Raw genomic sequence first — 17,923 nt, 5'->3', positions numbered from 1 at the left:
TTGTTGCCTTGTTCATCTGAGTTTAATTCGGGGGTCGATGAAGGGCGCGATGACGTCGGCCAGCAGGTTGCCGAGCACGATGGCGAAGGCCGAGACCAGGGTGACGCCCATGATGATCGGGATGTCGACGCGCTGGATGGCCTGCCAGGCGAGCTGGCCGATGCCGGGCCAGCCGAAGACGCTTTCGACCACCACGATGCCGCCCATGAAGACGCCGATGTCGATGCCGATCATGGCGACCACCGGCAGGATGGCGTTGGGCAGCGCATGGCGGAACAGGATGGCGCCGCGCGCCAGGCCCTTGGCGCGGGCGGTGCGCATATAGTCCTGGCGCAGAACGTCGATCATGGACGAGCGCATCATGCGCGCATACCAGCCGGCGCCGAGTATGCCCATGGTCAGCGAGGGCAGCACAAGATGCCGCCAGCTGCCGTAGCCGCCGATCGGGAACCAGCCGAGCCGGACGGCGAAGACATAGAGCAGGAGCAGGCCGACGACGAATTGCGGCGCCGAGACGCCTACAAAGGAGGCGACCATCAAGGTCTGATCGGTGGAGGTGCCGCGCTTGACGGCGGCGATCAGGCCCATGGTAAGGCCGATCGCGAGCTCGCACAGGATGGCGCCGACCATCAGAAGCAGGCTCGCCGGCAGCCGCGAGACGATGAGCTCGGTGACTTCAGAGCGTTGGATGTAGGAGCGGCCGAGATCGCCGCTGAGCAGCCTTGTGAGATAGTGCCAGTACTGGACGATGAAGGGCTGGTCGAGGCCGAGCTGCCTGCGGATGTTTTCAACCGTGTCGGGCGTCGCGCTGCGGCCGGCGATCTGGCGCACTGGATCAGCCGGCAGCAGATAGAGCAGCGCGAAGGTGATCAGCGAGACGCCGAGCAGGATGAGCAGCGACTGGATGAGACGTCGGCCGAGATAGGCGATCATGCCCGCCCCCTCTGCGTCGGGTCGAGGATGTCGCGCAGCGCGTCGCCGATCAGGTTGAAGGCAAGCGCAAGCGCCAGGATCGCGGCGCCGGGGAAGAACACCAGCCAGGGCGCCGCCTGGAAATAGGTCTGGTTCTCGAAGATGATGTTGCCCCAGGAGGCCGTCGGCGGCTGCACGCCGATGCCGAGATAGCTGAGCGTGGCTTCGAGCAGCACCGTGGTCGAGATGCCGAGCGTGCCCCAGACGATGATGGTCGGCAGCAGATGCGGCAGGATATGGCGCAACAGGATGCGCGGCGCGCTCGCCCCTATCGTGCGCTCGGCATCGATGAACTCGCGCTCCGACAGCGACGAGGTTTCGGTGTAGATGACGCGCGCGGTCTGCACCCAGTTGACCAGCGCGATCACCATGGCAACGATCCAAAGGCTCGGCTCGAACACCGCCGCCAGGCAGATGGCGAGAAGCAGTGCCGGGAAGGCCATCATCAGGTCGGTGAAGCGCATCAGCGCGCTGCCGATCCAGCCGCGGAAATAACCGGCCGTGACGCCGACCAGCGTACCGATCAGAAGCGCCACGCCGTTGGCGACGATGCCGATGATCAGCGAGGTGCGGGCGCCGAACAGGATGCGGGTCAACAGGTCGCGGCCGAGCAGGTCGGTGCCCAGCCAGAACTTGGCGTTCGGCGGCAAGGGCGAACCTTCCAGCGTCAGTCCGTCGAACATCTGCTCGTTGGGATCGTAGCCGGTCAGCCACGGCGCCAGGATGGCGCCAGCAAGCACGATGGCGACGATGAAGAGTCCGAGCAGCGCCAGCGGCCGCTTGAGCAGCCGGCGCCAGACGCCGGCGCGCGGCTTGACCGGCATTTGGCCCGGCGCCGGGAGATCAGGCGCGATGGGATTGGTCACCGCCATCCTCGTTTTCCGTCATCGCCACGATCCGCCGGGCCGCTTCCTCGACGCTGATCTGCCAGCTCATCGCCAGCGACCGCAACTGCGCATAGGCGCGATCGTCGTCGCTGCCTTTCGACAGCGCCGCGACCGCGCGCACGATGGTCTGGCGCTCGCCGACGCGCTGGCGCAGCGACGCGATCTCGTCGGCCAGCCGTTTCCCCGCCTCGAAGCTTTGCCGGGCGATCAGCAGCGCGCTGTACACGCCCGCATTGCCGACCGGTTTCAACAATTGCGCGTCGGCTTTTTGCGACAGCGCCCATTCGATGCGGCCCGGCGCTTCCGAACCGATCAGCGCCACCAGGGGCATCGGCGCCTCGCCCGGCTGCCACGGGAACTGCTCGTCGAAGCCGAGATCGGCGTCGAAGAAGACGAAATCCGCGGCAAGCGCCTCTGCCGGCAATTGCGGCCAGCATTCGACCGCCTCAAGGCCGATCGCCGACAGCTGCCTGGTGATCGCCTGCACCGTCGCGTGCGGGCGATGCAGCACGAAAACCCGCGCGCCGCCGAGATTGGGGATGCGTGCGGACCGGCTCACGACACCACCCTGAGCCGCGGACGGCCGAAGGTCTTCGCCGGGTCGTAACGCGACAGATAGGGATCGGGCGCCACCTCTTCCTCGCGGCTGACGACCTCGAAAAATCCATCGGCGATGCGCCCGATGATCACCGGCAGGGTTGCATGCTGCGTGTGCGGATCGATTGCGATAGGCCCCAGGCGCGTCGTGAAGCGGCGCCCGGCGAAGGCTTTTGAGAACGCCGCCGGGCCGGCGTCGGGATCGCCGGAGAGCACGTCCGCCATCACTTGCACCGATGCATAGGCGGACGCCTCGAAGGACGAGGCGAAGGCAGCCGGGCGCGGCGCGAAATAGGGTCCGGCCGACAAATGGCCCCTGCCCGTTTCGCCGATCGCCGGCAACTCGCCCTCGGTGAGATTGCAGGATATGACCGGGCAGGCATCGGCCTTGAAGGCCGCATTCTCGAGTCCCAAGTCGCGATATGCCGCCAGGAAGGCATAGGACGAGGTGCCGATGAGGTTGTTGAGGATGAAATTCGGCCGCGTGGCGCGGATTTCATCGATTAGGCGCGAAACGTCGGTTTCGCCGATGCGCAGGTAGCGCTCGCCGAGCACCTTGCCCGCAGCGTCGGCGATCAGGTCGCGCGCGACGCGGTTCATCTCCCAGCCCCAGATATAGTTCGAGCCGAGCAGGAAGCCGTTGGCGCCGAAACGCGGCGCTACATGAGCCATCAGCGGAACCAGATGCTGGTTCGGGCAGGCATGCATGTAGACGACATGCTCGTTGGCCTCGAACCCCTCATAGGGGCAGGCATACCAGAGCATGCCGCCCGCCTTCTCCAGCACAGGGATCGTCTCCTTGCGGCTCCAGGAGGTAATGCAGCCGATCACGTGGCGGGCGCTGCTGGTCCGGAAGATATCCTCGCAAAGTGAGGCGTAGCGGTCGGCATTGCTTTGCGGATCGCGTTCGACCGGCACCAGCTCGATCCCGCAGCTTCGGTCGGCATTGATGTCGGCGATCGCCCGCATCGCGCCCGTGCGGCACGCGTCCGAGACGAGCTGGTAGCTGCCGGATCGCGAATAGAGGACGCCGATCTCGATACGCCGTTTCAAGCAATGCCCCAAAAATGAAAAAGCCCCGCAGCCGCCGCCGACAGGCGAGGCATACGAGGCATTCTTGCCGTCCGGCGACCGAGGCCGATATGTTCGCAGCTACCCTATTCCCTACCGCCCGCCAGTCAAGCCTCAAAGTTGCATGGCGCGGCGGGGCATCTAATCGCGCAGGCTGAAGACGAAAGGCGCGGTGCGGGTGACGTGGGCGCCGAGTTCGGCCGGCGGCGCCGGCACCGACGCGCCCTGCAACACGCCGAGCGCGGCGCGATCGAGATCCGGATCGCCCGAGGATTGCGCCAGCCGGGCAGAGACCACCCTGCCGGAGACGTCTACCGTGAAGGTTACAGTAGGCGTGCCCTCGACGCGCCTGGAGCGCGCCGCGCTCGGATAGCGGGTATGCCGCCTGATCCATGCCGCCAAGTTGGAATTCCAGCGCGACGGGCTGACGCTCGATCGCGACACCGAGTCGGAGGATTGCGGCGCGGCGGCCTTCGCGCCTGCGTTGGCATCGATGCCGGCCATCGTCACGGCCTTTGGCGGCGCGGCCTTTGCCCTTTTCCTCTGGTTCGGCTTTTCGACCGGCTTCTTTTCCACTTTTTTCCTCGCCTCGACGGGCTGGCTTGCCTTCGGCTGCGCCTCGACAGGCTTTGGCTGCGGCAGCGGAACGACGACGTCGGGAGTAGCTGTCTCGACAGGGTCGGGCACGACCTCGTCCAGCGGCGGCCGCTCGCTGAGCGCAGCTGCTGTCTCCGCCGGTTCGGCCTCCGCCGCCTTGTCGGAAACGACCGGCGGCTCGGCGACCGGCTCGACCCTTTTCACGACCGGCGCCGGATCGGTCACCGGTTTCACTTCGCCGACCGCCGGCGCCTCCTCGATTGCATCGGGCGGCTCCGGCGTGACCGTGTCCAGCATGGCCGCCTCTTCCGGCACGGCAGGCGTCGTCGGCAGCGGCGCCAATTCGACAGCCAGCGCCGGCGGCGGGCCGCCGTCCGGCACCTCGGTAAAGCTCAGATTCTGCACCGCATAAGCGACCGCGACATGCGCGGCGAAAATAACCGTGGCCGCGCTTGCCCACAGACCGGCTTCGCGGAAGCCGAAGCGTGGCTGGGTGGACAAGGCGGCGATCGCTTGCGTCATTGCGCCGCGCTTCCGCTTGTCGCCGGCGCGGAGGTGGCGGCCGCAGCCCCGGTGCCGGACGCCGTCTCCAGCCCGACCAGCGCGATCTTGAGGTAGCCCGCAGCGCGCAGCAGGTTCATCGCCTCCATCAGCTCGCCATAGCCCACCGTCTTGTCGGCGCGCAGGAAGATGCGGGTCTGCTTGTCGCCCTTGGTGCGGCTGTGGAGCACGGTGGCGAAGCTCGGTCGCGGCACAGCCTCATTGCCGATCGCCAGAGAAAGATCGCTTTTCAGCGTCAGGAACAGCGGTGTCTCCGGCCGTGGCGCCGGCGTCGCCGTCGACCCGGGCAGGTCGACATTGACGTCGACGGTCGCAAGCGGAGCCGCGACCATGAAGATGATCAAAAGCACCAGGATGACGTCGATGAACGGGGTGACGTTGATCTCGTGGCTTTCCTCGAGATCGTCGCCGGCCGTCTCGCGAATCCGCGCCGCCATTGGCCGCTCACTCCGCTGCCAACGCGGTTGCCGGCGGCACCGTGCGAAAATCGAGGTCGCGGCTGACCAGCCGCTCGACGCCTGCCGAGGCGTCGGCGAGGATCTGCCTGTAGCCGGCTATCGATCGCGCGAAGACGTTGTAGATCACCACCGCCGGGATCGCAGCCACCAGACCCATTGCCGTGGCGAGCAGGGCTTCGGCGATGCCCGGCGCCACCACCGCAAGATTGATGGTCTGCGCCTGCGAGATGCCGATGAAGGCGTTCATGATGCCCCAGACGGTGCCGAACAGGCCGACGAAGGGCGCCGTGGAGCCGATGGTGGCGAGCAGGCCGGTGCCGCGCGACATGCGCCGGGACGCTGCCGCCTCGATGCGCGACAGCCGCGAGGTGACGCGCTCCTTCAGGCCGTCGCCCGAGATGTGATCCAACGCGCCGGCCGAGAGCGCGCGCTCTTCCTCCGCCGCCCGCACCAGCAGCGCGCCCGGGCCGCCGCTGTGGCCGAGCGCGCGGCCGGCCTGCATCAGCGTCGCGGCATTGCCGATCGCGTTCGCCGCGCGCCGCGCCTTGAGCTTGCCGCCGAGGATCTCCAGCGACTTGGCGAGCCAGATCGTCCAGGTGACCAGAGAAGCGAGAGCAAGTCCGACCATCACCGCCTTCACCACGATGTCGGCATTCATGAACATGCCCCAGGGCGACAGGTCATGCGGCAGCGTCAGCGCAATGGCGGAAGTCTCTTCGCCCCCGGCAGTGCCCGGCGCCGGCTGAACGCGCGGTTCGGTCGGTGCGGCAGCGGTTGGTGCCTCCGTCGCCGGGGGCTGTGCCGCGGCCGGGGCCTGAGCTGCCTGCACGGCTGCCGGAGCTGTTATGGGCTGCTGAGCGGGCGCTTGTGCGGCCGGTGCCGCGGGTGCCGGCTGCTCCTGCGCCAGCGCGACGTCGGGAAGAAAGGAGCCGGCCGCAAGAATGGCGAACGCGGCCAGCACCACAAAAAGACTGTTCCGGGACAAGGCTAGTCCTCGCTTCATCATTGCACGCCAATGCCGTCTGACTAGAAAACATGAGTTAGCGAGTCAACTATTAAGATGTCCATCACCATCAAATATCCGGGTCGCGCGCCGGTAGCCGGGGACGCCGTGAGGTCTGGACTGCGACGCCGTCGCTGGGCCACCATGTCAGCCACAACCGAGGCAGCAGGCGATGATCAGGGCGACCCCGTTCGACTTCCCCTATGACGGAAGGCTGGTGCCGCAAGACACCGCCCTGCTCGTGATCGACCTGCAGGAGGAGGCTATTTCGCCAGGAAAGGCTATGACCCTTCGCCGCTGCGGGCCATTCTGCCGACGGTGAATCGGCTGATTGCGGCCGCGCGCGCCGCCGGCCTCGCAATCGTCCATACGAGGCAAGGCTACCGCGCCGACATGGCCGATATGACGGCTTACGAAAAATGGCGCCGCAAGCGGGCGGGACTGGACGGCACCGATATCCTGCTGCGCTCCAGCCCAGGCTTCCAGATCGTCGCCGACATAGAAGTCAGGCCCGAGGACATCATTGTCGACAAGACCTGTAACGGCGCCTTCACCTATACGGATCTGGAACTGGTGCTGAGGGCGCGCGGCATCACCCATCTGATGTTCACCGGCTGCACGACCGATGTCTGCGTTCACACGACGCTGCGCGAGGCCTGCGACCGCAATTTCCAATGCCTGACGATTGCGGACGCCTGCGCCAGCGGCGACGGCCGGGCGCACGAAGCCGCGCTGCATATGGTGACGGTCGAGGACGGCGTCTTCGGCGCGCTGGCGAGCTCGGAGGCGGTCATCGCCGCGCTGTCGCGGATCGCAGAAGAACGGGATTGATATCGGGATTTCGGGATCACAAGAATCCATCGGTCACAAATCTTTTTGCGTGCACCGTTCCGTTGCCGGCGACGCTTTCGTCTTCACGTTTAGCCGCCGCCGCCAGGACAGACGGAGCCAAGCCATGTCAACCGCAGTGACCTTGATCAATGTCTTCACTATGTCCCGTCTTGATGAAACCGGCAGCCGCAGCGGCCGGTCTCACCGCCATCCGGCGATTTCACCGAAGGTGTGCCCCGGTGAACGAGCGCGACGCGAACGTTCCTGGCGCCAGGGTGTCGGCGTCGCACCGCGCCAGCGAATTTCGCGATCAGCGTGACCGTCTCGCGGCCGATCCGCGCGATCTCGCTGGGACGGTCGATACCGCAGATCATGAATTCCTCGATGCCTAGCGCGGCATAGGGCAACAGCGAGAGCGCAAGCCGCGCCGGCGGCCCCGCGACCTCGACCGCCTTGTGGTCGGAGGCGCCGGACCAGCCTTCGGGGCGAATGCGGACGGGAAGCGCGAAGCGCAATCTGCCGGCGCGGCCGTGCTCGGCTGCAGCGCCGCGCACACGCTGCATCAGCTGCGCGACTTCGTCCGGCGAGCCGGCCGCCAGCTCGAATATATCGGCATGCCGGCCGGCGACCTTCAGCGCGGTGCCGGACTGGCCGCCGAGCCGGATGGTGAGGTCGCCGCCATGCGGGCCCTTGCGCGGCACGTAACCGCCTTTGACGCTGTAGAAGGCGCCTTCATGGTCGAAGGGCTCGTCGTTCGACCACAGCCGCTTCAGCAGCACAAGATATTCGTCGATGCGCTGCCACACCACGCTGTGGCCGACCGGCCGCGCCTCGGCATCACTGTCCTGGAGCGGCTCGCTCAGCATCCTGAGCGACAGGCGGCCGCCGCCTCTCAAGTCGAGCGCCGCGAGCTGCCTTGCCGCCACGGTCGGCTCGACCACGCCGGCCCAGTGCGTCAGCACCACTTCCAGCGCCGGGGTGCGGTCGAGCGTCTGCGCGGCGATGTCCATGTTGGCGAGCAGGCCGGCCGGATCGTCGATCACCAGCTTGCGGAACCCCGCATCCTCGATCAGCGACAGCTTGGTCGCCGTCTCGGCGAAATCGTAGAAGAAGCTGCCATTCGCAGGCTTACCGGGAACATGCGTGAACTCGATCGGCATTGCCATCTCCTCCGTCACGTTGGCTTGCCCCGCTCCACCTCGAACAATCCAATGCGCGCAGGCGCGCCGACGCGCCCTGGCGCTCGGCCAGTTATCTACTCCGGTTACTCCAACTCAGATTTTTGGACGGCGGGGCCGTAGGGCCCCCGGCTCTGTCAGGGGATGATCCCAAGCACCACCGCGCCGGTGAACACGAATGCCAGCGCGAAAACGAGATAGGCGAAGGTTCCGCCATAGGCGGGCCTCCAGCTCTGGTCGGCGGTCAGCCTCTGGCCCTTGCGCTGAGCATTCTGCATGTAGGTCATGGTCGAACCTCGTTCTCGGCCATTAATCTATAAAGTTAGTAGACTTTGTCGAGTGCTATTTTGCGCCGGTTTTTGGAAGGACGTCCTCGGAAACGGCAACTTGAGGGGCGTTTATTCTCACCGAGATCGAAAAACGTGCGGAGATGCGCCACCGGGAGGATCCGACAAAATGCCTGTAGCTCCGGCTTTTCGGCGGCAAACGGCCTCGTTCAAGCGCTTGGCTATTCGGTACGCGAGGGGATAGCATCAAAATAGTCTCACAGGACTCAGGGAGAAAAACATGGGTGGAAGGCTGGCGGGCAAGGTCGCCATAATCTCGGGCGGCGCGACGGGCATGGGTGGAGCGGCTTCCGAGCTGTTTGCCGCCGAAGGCGCCAAGGTTGCGATCATCGACCGCAATGGCGGGGCCGCCGGCAAGACCGCCGTGGCGATCCGCGCGCGCGGCCATGTCGCGGAGCATTTCGTAGCCGACGTTTCCGACGAGGCGCAGGTCGAGGCGGCGGCGAAGGCGGCCGCGGAAAAATTCGGGCCGGTGACCGTGCTGTTCAACCACGCCGGCACCATCGTGATTAAACCCTTCTTGGAGACGACCCTGCAGGAATGGGACTGGCTGCACGCCGTCAATGTGCGCTCGATGTTCCTGATGACGCGCGCGGTGCTGCCCGGCATGATCGCCGCCGGCGGCGGCTCGATCGTCTGCACCTCGTCGATCTCGGCGGTGGCAGCGACGCCGAACGAAGTGCTCTATGACACCACTAAAGGCGCCTGCCACATGTTCGCGCGTGCCATCGCGGTGGAGTTCCGCGATCGCAACATCCGCTGCAATGCCATCTGTCCCGGCTTCATCCGCACGCCGCACGGAATGCGCGAGGTCGCCGACCTCGGGAAGCTCGGCGTCGATGTTTCCGATGCCGCCATGGCCGCGCAACAGGGCCGCATCGGCGAGCCGGAGGAAGTGGCCAAGGCGGCGCTGTTCCTGGCGAGCGACGAATCGAGCTTCGTCAACGGCGCGCATCTGTTCGTCGACAACGCCTTCACGGCGATCTGAGGCGTCCCAAGCTGGGCGCCCTTCCTCTACCCCGTCGATCGGGGGAGAGGTGTCGAGCGCAGCTCGACGGAGTGGGGGGGCGACCCTTGGCGGTGCAGGAAGGTTCTTGCACCTTGATCCGTTGGGGGAACCACCTTGCAACCGTCGAGGAAAGAATCTACCTACCGTTCCTCGCGTCGAAACGGCTTCAGCAGCGCCGAAGGCGCGACCGCGTTGCGCGAAATGAAGGCCATGGCGACGATGGTGAAGATGAAGGGCAGCATCAGGAAGGCTTCGTAAGGGATGTGCCCGAGGCCGCTGGCCTGCATCCTGAGCTGCAGCGCGTCGACGAAGGCAAAGAGCAATGCCGCGCCCGCCGAACGCCACGGGTCCCAGCGGCCGAACACCACCAGCGCGATCGCCACCCAGCCGCGCCCCGACACCACGCCGAAGGTGAAGGCGTTGAACTGCGCCATGGTGAGAAAGGCGCCGGCAAGACCCATCAGCGCGCCGCCGAGGATCACCGCCTGGAAGCGCGTGGCGATCACGCTGACGCCGGCGGAATCCGCCGCGCGCGGGTTCTCGCCGACCATGCGCACCGACAGCCCCCAGGGCGTGCGGTAGAGGACGAAGGCGGCAAACGGAACGGCGATGATCGCGAGATAAACCAGCGTGAACTGGTTGAACACCGCCGGACCCAGGATCGGAATGTCCGACAGCAGGGGGATCGGCGCCGGCTGAAAGCCCTTGATGCTGGGCGGCACCGATTGCTGGCCGAAGATCAGTCGGTAGAGGAAATAGGCGAGCCCAGAGCAGAACAGCGTCACGCCGATGCCGCAGACATGCTGGCTGAGGCCCAAGGCCACCGTGAACAGCGCATGCAGCGCGCCCATCGCCGCCCCGACAAGCAAGGCCACCAGCACGCCCAGCCACAGGCTGCCGCTCAGGCTGGCGGCGGTGAAGCCGGCCATGGCCGCCAACAGCATGATGCCTTCGATGCCCAAATTGAGCACGCCGGCCCGCTCGGAAAACATTTCGCCTAGCGTGGCGAAGGCGAGCGGTGTGGCGATGCGGATGATGGCTGCGAGAAAGCCGACCTGAAAAATCTGCTCGAACACCGCGCTCATGCGGGCGCCCCCACGCGGCGGATGCGATAGGCGGTGAAGAGCAGCGCCACCAGCATCGCAAGCAGCGCTGTACCCTGGATGACCTCACTGAGGAAGGCCGGCACGCCGGTCGCGCGCGACATCGCCTCGGCGCCGGTCATGACCGCGGCAAGGAAGATCGCGGCCGGCACGACGCCGAGCGGATTGAGCCTGGCGAGCATCGCGACGACGATGCCGGAATAGCCGTAGCCCGGCGAGATGTCGCTCATCACCTGGAAATGGACGCCACCAACCTCGCCGACGCCGGCCAGTCCGGCCAGCGCGCCGGAAAGCAGCGCGGTGGAGAGCAGCACGCGCTGGGTATTGATGCCGCCATAGCGGGCCGCCTCCGCATTCTCGCCGGTGACGCGGATGCGGAAGCCGAGCGTGGTGCGCGCGATCAGGAACCAGCAAACGGGCGCTGCGATCAGCGCCACGACGACGCCGATATGCAGCCTTGTGCCTTCGATCAGCACCGGGAAATAGGCGGAATCCTCGATTGGCGGCGAGATCGGATAACCGGAAAAGGTGTCCTTCCAGGGCCCCTCGATCAGCGCCATCAGCGCGTAATAGATGACCGAGTTGAGCAGCAGCGAGCTGACCACGTCGTCGACCTTGAATTTGACGCGCAACGTCGCCGGCACCAGCGCGACGAGGGCGCCGGCCGCCGCGCCGGCCAGCGCCATCAGCAGGATGGCGAGCGGTCCCGGCATCGGGATGGCGCCTACGGCACAACTCGCAACCGCGCCGGCCAGCAGCTGGCCTTCGGCCCCGATGTTCCAGAATTTGGCGCGGAAGGCGATCGCCACCGCAAGGCCGGTGAAGATCATCGGCGCGGCGCGCACCAGCGTCTCGGTGATTGCGTAGCTGTCGCCGAGCGAGGCCGAGAGCATCACGCCATAGGCCTCGATGACACCGGCGCCGGCGACGGCGATGAGACCGCTGCACAAAACCAGCGCGACGGCGATGGCGAGTAGCGGCAGTGCGAGATTGAACCAGGCCGGCGTCGAGCTGCGGACTTCGAGACGGAACATCAGGCGTGCTCCCGAGGCAATTCCATAGCTCTACGCCCTCCCCTCCGCGCCGGTCATCAGCAGCCCAAGCCTCGCGACGGTGGCCTCCGGGCCGGAAAGCGTGCCGGCGATGCGACCCTCATACATCACCGTGATGCGGTCGCAGAGCATCAGCAATTCCTCGAGATCCTCGCCAATCACAATGATCCCGCAACCCTTCGCCCGCATGGCCAGGAATTTTTCGTGGATGAACCGTGCAGCGCCGATGTCGAGGCCGCGCGTCGGCTGCGAAACGATCAGCACCTTCGGGTCGAAGGCGAGCTCGCGCGCCAAAAGCGCCTTCTGCAGATTGCCGCCGGAAAGCGCGCCGGCGCGCGTCATGGGGCCGGGACAGCGTATGTCATAGGCCTTGATCTGCGCCTCCGCGAAGGCGCGGATCGCCGCCGGATCGAGCAGCCCCTTGCGGCTGAAAGCCTCGGTGCCGATGCGGGGCAGCACCATGGAGTCGGCTAAAGGCAGGTTGGTGACCAGCCCGGTCGTCATCCGGTCCTCCGGAATGCGGCCAAGGCCGAGCGCCTGCAGCTCGCGCGGCGAAAATTGCGCAACTGCTTTGCCGGCTATCGTCATCGAACCGGCACTCGGCGACAGCATGCCGGAGATCACATCAGCCAGCGCCCGCTGGCCATTGCCGGAGACGCCGGCAACGCCGAGGATCTCACCGGCGCGGACAAAGAGCGAGACCTCGCGCAGCGGCGTGCCGCCATGACCTGAGGTGGAAACGCCGTCGAGCGTCAGCACGGGCGCGCCCGGCGTCGAGACCTCCTTGATCGGCGGCATGATTTCGTGGCCGCACATCAGCTTGGCCATCTCGGCCGAGGTGGTTCCTGCCGGATGATCGACGCGGCCGGCGACCTTGCCATGCCGAAGCACGACGCAACGATGCGTGAGCGCCCTGACTTCGTTGAGCTTGTGCGAGATGAAGATGATGCCGAGCCCTTGCGCCGCCATCGAGCGCAGCGCGGCGAAGAGGCCATCGACCTCGCTGGGCGCCAGCACCGCCGTCGGCTCGTCGAGGATCAGGAGCCTGGCGCCGCGAAACAGCGCCTTGATGATTTCCAGCCGCTGCTGCTCGCCGATCGAGAGCGCCGAGACCGGCAGGCCGGGATCGAGATGTAAGCCATGTTGGCGGCCGATCTCCTTCAGCCGCGCCAGCCCGCCCGTGCGGTCGATGCGGCCGGACTTGCCGGCAATGCCGATCAAGAGGTTTTCCAGCACCGTCAGCCGCGGCGCCAGATGAAAATGCTGATGCACCATGCCGATGCCGGCCGCGAGTGCATCGGCCGAATTGTGGATGGCGACCGGCCTGCCCTCGACCAGGATCTCGCCCGCATCCGGCGCATAAGCGCCGAACAGCACGTTCATGAGCGTCGTCTTGCCGGCGCCGTTCTCGCCGAGCAGGCCAAGGATCTCGCCGGGGGCGACGCTGAGATCTACGCCCTCGTTCGCCTTGACGGCGCCGAAGCTCTTGGTGATGCCGCGCATTTCGATCAGTGGGACGGGCAAGGATGCTCCTAATATCCCTCCCCTCGAGGGGAGGGTGGCCTGCAGGGCCGGGTGGGGTCGCCCGCGACGCGCTCCATCTTCAGTCGTCAAGGTCGAGCGGTTGAGACGACCCCTCCCGCCTCGCTTCGCTCGGCACCCCTCCCCGCAAGGGGGAGGGTACTGGTCAATCCGACACCGGCGTGTTCTCGTCGACGTCGACGCGGAAATTGCCTTCCAGGATCTCGGCTCTCTTCTTGGCGACCAGGTCCTTGACCTCGGCCGGCAGCGTCTTCTCGAACTTGTGATAGGGGGCGAGATCGGAGCCGCCCTTGGCCATGCGCGAGAAGTCGCCATAGTCCTGCGCGGTGAAGACGCCCGCCTTGACCAGCTTGATCGCCTGCTCGACCGTCGGATACATATTCCATACCGGGCCGGTGATCACCGTGTCGGGTCCGAGGCTCGACTGATCGGACATGTTGGAGATGGCGTAGATCTTCTTTTCGACCGCCGCTTCGATGACGCCGAAACGCTCGGCATAGATGACGTCGACGCCGGCATCGATCTGCGCGATCGCGGCCTCCTTGGCCTTCGGCGGATCGAAGAAGGAGCCGATGAAGGCGACCTTCCGCTTGATGTTTGGATTGACCTCCTTGGCGCCGGCGAAGAAGGCGTTGACCAGGCGGTTCACTTCCGGAATGCCCATTGCCGCGACAGCGCCGATCGTGCCCGACTTCGACATCTTGCCGGCGATCAGCCCGGAGAGATAGGCCGGCTCGTGGATCCAGTTGTCGAAGACGCCGAAATTGGGTTCCGCAGGCCCGGCGCCGGAGCCGAACAGCCAGGCCGTCTTCGGGAACTGTTTTGCCGTGCGCCGCGATTCGCGCTCGGCGGCGAAGGCGTCGCCCAGCACCAACTGGTAGCCGCCTTGCGCATATTCGCGCATCACGCGGCTGAAGTCGGCGGTCTGCACCTTCTCCGACCATTTGTATTCGATGCCCAGCTCCTTCTCGGCCTTCTGCAGGGCGACATGGATCTGGTTGTCCCAGGGCTCCTCGATCGGCGTCGCGAAGATCGCCGCCACCTTCAGCTTCTTGTCCTTGGCGAAGGCCACGCCGGGCAGCGCCGCCGCGGTCAGCCCGAGGGCGCCGAGTTCCAGCACATTGCGCCGCGACAGGCCGGCGCGTTGCGTTTTGCGATGATCGTTTTCCATTGAAATCCCCTCTGCTCGACGACCGTGTCGAGCCGGCCGTTCAAAACATGTCAGACGGGAGGACTATGGAACGACGCCCGACCTTTGTCCACATGGTCAAATTTGGCTGGAGAGACCCCGCAGAGCGACCCCCTCCTCGCGACTTGTCACCGCACAGCCTTCTCGCCACCCGCCGCCGTGATCACCCCGACGATGATCAGCCCGGTCAGCACCAGCCGCACGCCGGCGCTGACGCCGAAGGTGTTGAGCATGGTGAGCAAAAGCACCAGGAACAGGCCGGCGCCCCAGACGCCGGGCACGTTGGCCTTGCCGCCGGCGACCGAGGTGCCGCCGATGACGACGACCGCGATGGAGGCGAGCAGATATTCATTGCCGATATCGACATTGGCGCCGCGGAAATAGCCGGCAAGCAGCGCGCCGTCGATGCCACCCAGCGCGCCGCAAAGCGTGTAGGTGAGGAAGCGGATGCGGCCGACATTGACGCCGGCCAGCCAGGCGGCGCGGATGTTCTGCCCGATCGCCAGCACCGAGCGGCCATAGATCATGCGCTGCAGCGCCAGCGCCGCGGCGATGGTGAAGACCACCGTCAGTATCGCCAGCACCGGGATCCCCAGCACCTGCCAGTTGGTGAAATCGGCAAAGCCAGGCGGCGGCTTGATCTGCAGGCCGCGCCCGTAGCTGATGTCGACCGACTGGATGATGAAGCTCGCCGACAGCGTCGCGATGATCGGCGGAATCCTGAGCGCCCAGATCAGCAGATAGTTGATGGCGCCGATCGCCGCGCCGCAGGCGAGCGCCGCCAACAGCCCGACGACGATCATCGAATCGCTGCCGCCCATAACCTTCATCGCCACCGCGCTCGCCAGTCCGATATTGGCGGGCAGCGACAGGTCGACATTGCCGGGGCCGAGCGTGATGACGAACATCTGGCCGACGCCGACGATGACGGTGAAGACGGCAAGCGAAAGTGCCGCCGTGACCATACCGCCGGCGCCATAGCCGCCGGTGAAGGCGACGGTCGCCACCCACACGAGAACGGCGCCGACGAAGGACCAGAGCCAGGGTTTTTCAAGCAGCATCCGGACAGAGGTCATCGTTCACCTCTCCCTGCGGCTGATCAGCACCCGGGCCGCCAGCACGATGATCAGGATCGCGCCATTGGCGGCCACTTGCCAATCGGGCGGGATGTGCATGAAGGTCAGGAGCGGCGAGGCGGCCAAAGCCAGCGTCAGCGCGCCGATGACCGCGCCGATCGGCGACACCCGGCCGCCGACGAACTCGCCGCCGCCAAGGATGACGCCGGCAATCGAAAGCAGCGTGTAGCCGTTGCCGATATTGGCGTCGGCCGAAGTGGTGATGCCGATCAGCGCCATGCCGGAAAGCACGCCGAACAGGCCCGTCAGCGCGAAGAGCACGATCTTTGTCTTGAGCAGCGACCAGCCGGCGCGCCTGAGCGCCGCGGCATTGCCGCCGGAACCGCGCAGGATGACGCCATATGAAGTGCGCATCAGGCCAAAATGCACGATCGCCGCGATGAGCAATGCCGCCAGGATAGGGAACGGGATATAGGGCGGCTTGAAAGACATGATCGCCAGCAGCCAGTCCGGAGCCTTGCCGCCCGGCTTCGGCAGGATGAGGATAGCCAGCCCCTGCCAGACGAAGCTCATGCCGAGCGTCACCACGATCGAGGGCAGGTTGCGCAGATGGATCAGCGCGCCGAGCAGCGCGTAGACGCCGATTGAACCGAGCAGCACAGCGACACCGATGAACGGCGCATCCCTGAGCCAGGTGGCGGTGACGCAGCCGACAAAGCCGACGAAAGTGCCGATCGAGAGATCGAGCTCATTGCCGGCGATGACGAACATCTGGGCGATCGTCGCCAGCGCGATCGGGATCGCCAGGTTCAGCATTAGATTGAAGCCGAAATAGCTGATGGCGCGCGGATTGAGCCAGGCGATGGCCATCAGCACCAGCGCCAGCGACAGCGCCGGCAGCAGGCTGCGCAGCGTGCGTGCGCGGGCCGCGCTGCCGCGCGAGGATTTGGGGACCGTGCCGGGAGCGATCGCCGTCATCTCAGGCCGTGTCGCCGAACGAGGACTGGATGATCTTCTCCTCCGTCAGTTCGTCGCGCCCAAGATTGGCGACGATGCGGCCGTTCTTGAAGACATAGACATGGTCGCAATTGTCGAGCTCTTCGGTTTCGGTCGTGTACCAGAGGAAGGTGCGGCCCTTTCCGGCCTCCTCGCGCACGAGGTCGTAGACTTCGAGCTTGGTGCCGATGTCGACGCCGCGCATCGGATCGTCCATCAGCACGATCTCGGCATCGGAGCCGAGCGCGCGCGCAAACAGCGCCTTCTGCTGATTGCCGCCCGACAGCGAATAGATGTTGTTGTTCATGTCCGGCGTGCGGATGCCGATCTTCTTCTTCCAAAATTCGGCCAGCTCCGCCTCGCGCTGCGGCGAGATCAGCAGGCCGTCGCGCAGGCGCTGAAGCGAGCGGATGCCGATGTTCCGGGCGATCGACCATTGGGCGAAGATGCCGTCCGCCTGGCGGTCGCCGGCGACCAGCGCCACCGGCGCCGTCACTTCGATGCCGGCCCTGGCGCGCGAGGCGGCCGAGAAGATCGCGAGGAGCAGGTCCGTCTGGCCATGCCCCGCGAGTCCGGCAAGGCCGATGATCTCGCCGGCGCGGGCGACAAGCTCCTTGCCATCCTGCTGCCGCGCCGGGCGCGCCCGCACCCTGAGCGCCCCGACCGCGACCTTGCGGGTCTCGGCGGCGGCCTTCTGATGTTCCCCGGCGCCGCCCATCGCGGCGACCAGCTTGTCCCGGTCGAACGCGCTTGCGGCGTCGGCGGCGACCACCTTGCCGTCGCGCATCACCACGATGCGGTCGGCATTCTGCAGCACCTCGCCCAGCACATGGGAGATCAGGATGCAGCTGCCGCCCGCGGCGACGAAGCGGCGCACGAATGAAAGCAGCTGGCCGGCCGTGTGCGCATCGAGCGACGAGGTCGGCTCGTCGAGGATGACCAGATGCAGCGGCTCGCGGGTCAGCGTGAAGGCGCGCGCCACCTCGACCATCTGGCGGCGTCCGATCGACAGATCGCCGGCAATGTCGTCCGCCGCGATGCCGTGGTCGGGAAAGATCTCGTCGAGCTTGGCCTGGATGAGATCGGCGGCCTTGCGCCGCCAGCCGAGCCCGCTGAGCGAGGGATGGTTGATGCGCGTGTTCTCGGCGACGCTGAGGTTTGGGCAGAGCGACAGCTCCTGGAACACGCAGCGTATGCCGAGCTCGAGCGCGCGCGCCACGGAATAGCTCGCTTCCTGATTGCCGCGCACCGCGATCTGCCCGCCATCGGGCCGCAGCGTGCCCGCAACCATATGCATCAGCGTCGACTTGCCGGCGCCATTGTGCCCGACCAGCCCGACGCATTCGCCGGCGCCGACATGGAAGTCGACGCCGTTGAGCGCGCGGACGGCGCCGAAGTGCTTTTCGGCGCCGTCCAGCCTGACGATGTCTGCAATAGCCTGGAGCATCCTCAAC

The 17,923-nt window shown here is 66.3% G+C and carries 17 protein-coding genes and 1 pseudogene; 2 read left to right on the top strand and 16 right to left on the bottom strand.

Features of this window, described 5'->3' with window-relative positions:
* Positions 1–12 precede the first annotated feature (12 nt).
* From P9254_RS21260 to exbB, 7 genes are all read right to left on the bottom strand, one after another.
* On the bottom strand, positions 13–933 hold the full coding sequence (locus tag P9254_RS21260; protein ID WP_067323079.1) for an ABC transporter permease: 921 nt from the start codon (positions 931–933) through the stop codon (positions 13–15).
* Positions 930–1,796, bottom strand: a complete 867-nt coding sequence (locus tag P9254_RS21255) for an ABC transporter permease (protein ID WP_176478976.1) — start codon at positions 1,794–1,796, stop codon at positions 930–932. Before P9254_RS21255 ends, P9254_RS21260 begins: the two co-directional genes overlap by 4 nt.
* Positions 1,797–1,815: 19 nt before the next feature.
* Positions 1,816–2,418: an ANTAR domain-containing response regulator gene (locus P9254_RS21250; RefSeq protein ID WP_095826241.1), complete on the bottom strand. Its 603-nt coding sequence runs from the start codon at positions 2,416–2,418 to the stop codon at positions 1,816–1,818.
* Positions 2,415–3,509, bottom strand: coding sequence for a transporter substrate-binding protein (locus P9254_RS21245; protein ID WP_278057094.1), 1,095 nt, complete (start codon positions 3,507–3,509; stop codon positions 2,415–2,417). The genes P9254_RS21250 and P9254_RS21245 overlap by 4 nt, the downstream gene beginning before the upstream one ends.
* A gap of 159 nt (positions 3,510–3,668) precedes the next feature.
* On the bottom strand, positions 3,669–4,646 hold the full coding sequence (locus tag P9254_RS21240) for an energy transducer TonB family protein (RefSeq protein WP_278057093.1): 978 nt from the start codon (positions 4,644–4,646) through the stop codon (positions 3,669–3,671).
* Positions 4,643–5,122 (bottom strand): TonB system transport protein ExbD, encoded by a 480-nt coding sequence (gene exbD, locus P9254_RS21235; protein WP_278051694.1) that lies wholly within the window; start codon positions 5,120–5,122, stop codon positions 4,643–4,645. Before exbD ends, P9254_RS21240 begins: the two co-directional genes overlap by 4 nt.
* Before the next feature lie 7 nt (positions 5,123–5,129).
* Positions 5,130–6,128 (bottom strand): tonB-system energizer ExbB, encoded by a 999-nt coding sequence (exbB, locus tag P9254_RS21230; RefSeq protein WP_278057092.1) that lies wholly within the window; start codon positions 6,126–6,128, stop codon positions 5,130–5,132.
* Between the two features lie 190 nt (positions 6,129–6,318).
* Between exbB and P9254_RS21225 the strand changes: the two are divergent.
* A pseudogene (locus tag P9254_RS21225) lies at positions 6,319–6,977 on the top strand (cysteine hydrolase family protein).
* 158 nt (positions 6,978–7,135) lie between these two features.
* On the opposite strand, the gene P9254_RS21220 reads toward P9254_RS21225, so the two are convergent.
* Positions 7,136–8,137: an LLM class flavin-dependent oxidoreductase gene (locus P9254_RS21220; RefSeq protein WP_278057091.1), complete on the bottom strand. Its 1,002-nt coding sequence runs from the start codon at positions 8,135–8,137 to the stop codon at positions 7,136–7,138.
* A gap of 155 nt (positions 8,138–8,292) precedes the next feature.
* Positions 8,293–8,442, bottom strand: coding sequence for a hypothetical protein (locus P9254_RS21215; protein WP_082953811.1), 150 nt, complete (start codon positions 8,440–8,442; stop codon positions 8,293–8,295).
* 280 nt (positions 8,443–8,722) lie between these two features.
* Between P9254_RS21215 and P9254_RS21210 the strand changes: the two genes are divergently transcribed.
* Positions 8,723–9,490: an SDR family NAD(P)-dependent oxidoreductase gene (locus P9254_RS21210; protein ID WP_095799677.1), complete on the top strand. Its 768-nt coding sequence runs from the start codon at positions 8,723–8,725 to the stop codon at positions 9,488–9,490.
* A gap of 161 nt (positions 9,491–9,651) precedes the next feature.
* On the opposite strand, the gene P9254_RS21205 is transcribed toward P9254_RS21210, so the two are convergent.
* The 7 genes from P9254_RS21205 to P9254_RS21175 form a co-directional block, all read right to left on the bottom strand.
* Positions 9,652–10,596, bottom strand: coding sequence for an ABC transporter permease (locus P9254_RS21205; RefSeq protein WP_278057090.1), 945 nt, complete (start codon positions 10,594–10,596; stop codon positions 9,652–9,654).
* Positions 10,593–11,648: an ABC transporter permease gene (locus tag P9254_RS21200; RefSeq protein ID WP_095826246.1), complete on the bottom strand. Its 1,056-nt coding sequence runs from the start codon at positions 11,646–11,648 to the stop codon at positions 10,593–10,595. The genes P9254_RS21205 and P9254_RS21200 overlap by 4 nt, the downstream gene beginning before the upstream one ends.
* Before the next feature lie 30 nt (positions 11,649–11,678).
* Positions 11,679–13,190, bottom strand: a complete 1,512-nt coding sequence (locus P9254_RS21195; protein WP_278057089.1) for an ABC transporter ATP-binding protein — start codon at positions 13,188–13,190, stop codon at positions 11,679–11,681.
* A gap of 163 nt (positions 13,191–13,353) precedes the next feature.
* Positions 13,354–14,379, bottom strand: a complete 1,026-nt coding sequence (locus P9254_RS21190; RefSeq protein WP_067323051.1) for a BMP family protein — start codon at positions 14,377–14,379, stop codon at positions 13,354–13,356.
* A 146-nt stretch (positions 14,380–14,525) separates the two neighbouring features.
* Positions 14,526–15,473, bottom strand: coding sequence for an ABC transporter permease (locus P9254_RS21185; protein WP_095779808.1), 948 nt, complete (start codon positions 15,471–15,473; stop codon positions 14,526–14,528).
* A gap of 3 nt (positions 15,474–15,476) precedes the next feature.
* Positions 15,477–16,451 (bottom strand): ABC transporter permease, encoded by a 975-nt coding sequence (locus tag P9254_RS21180; RefSeq protein ID WP_127247317.1) that lies wholly within the window; start codon positions 16,449–16,451, stop codon positions 15,477–15,479.
* Between the two features lies 1 nt (position 16,452).
* A complete protein-coding gene (locus P9254_RS21175; RefSeq protein ID WP_278057088.1) occupies positions 16,453–17,916 on the bottom strand; it encodes a sugar ABC transporter ATP-binding protein in 1,464 nt (487 codons plus the stop codon).
* Positions 17,917–17,923: the final 7 nt, after the last annotated feature.

It is taken from the genome of Mesorhizobium sp. WSM4983, from assembly GCF_029625765.1.
GTDB lineage: Bacteria > Pseudomonadota > Alphaproteobacteria > Rhizobiales > Rhizobiaceae > Mesorhizobium.
This window is presented reverse-complemented; position numbering and strand designations above follow the sequence as displayed.

Coding starts and splice junctions, on each gene's coding strand:
- P9254_RS21215 (WP_082953811.1), bottom strand. CDS start 8,442: ATGACCTACATGCAGAATGCTCAGCGCAAGGGCCAGAGGCTGACCGCC.
- P9254_RS21185 (WP_095779808.1), bottom strand. CDS start 15,473: ATGACCTCTGTCCGGATGCTGCTTGAAAAACCCTGGCTCTGGTCCTTC.
- P9254_RS21240 (WP_278057093.1), bottom strand. CDS start 4,646: ATGACGCAAGCGATCGCCGCCTTGTCCACCCAGCCACGCTTCGGCTTC.
- P9254_RS21190 (WP_067323051.1), bottom strand. CDS start 14,379: ATGGAAAACGATCATCGCAAAACGCAACGCGCCGGCCTGTCGCGGCGC.
- P9254_RS21260 (WP_067323079.1), bottom strand. CDS start 933: ATGATCGCCTATCTCGGCCGACGTCTCATCCAGTCGCTGCTCATCCTG.
- P9254_RS21210 (WP_095799677.1), top strand. CDS start 8,723: ATGGGTGGAAGGCTGGCGGGCAAGGTCGCCATAATCTCGGGCGGCGCG.
- exbD (WP_278051694.1), bottom strand. CDS start 5,122: ATGGCGGCGCGGATTCGCGAGACGGCCGGCGACGATCTCGAGGAAAGC.
- P9254_RS21180 (WP_127247317.1), bottom strand. CDS start 16,451: ATGACGGCGATCGCTCCCGGCACGGTCCCCAAATCCTCGCGCGGCAGC.
- P9254_RS21205 (WP_278057090.1), bottom strand. CDS start 10,596: ATGAGCGCGGTGTTCGAGCAGATTTTTCAGGTCGGCTTTCTCGCAGCC.
- P9254_RS21200 (WP_095826246.1), bottom strand. CDS start 11,648: ATGTTCCGTCTCGAAGTCCGCAGCTCGACGCCGGCCTGGTTCAATCTC.
- P9254_RS21175 (WP_278057088.1), bottom strand. CDS start 17,916: ATGCTCCAGGCTATTGCAGACATCGTCAGGCTGGACGGCGCCGAAAAG.
- P9254_RS21220 (WP_278057091.1), bottom strand. CDS start 8,137: ATGCCGATCGAGTTCACGCATGTTCCCGGTAAGCCTGCGAATGGCAGC.
- P9254_RS21255 (WP_176478976.1), bottom strand. CDS start 1,796: ATGCCGGTCAAGCCGCGCGCCGGCGTCTGGCGCCGGCTGCTCAAGCGG.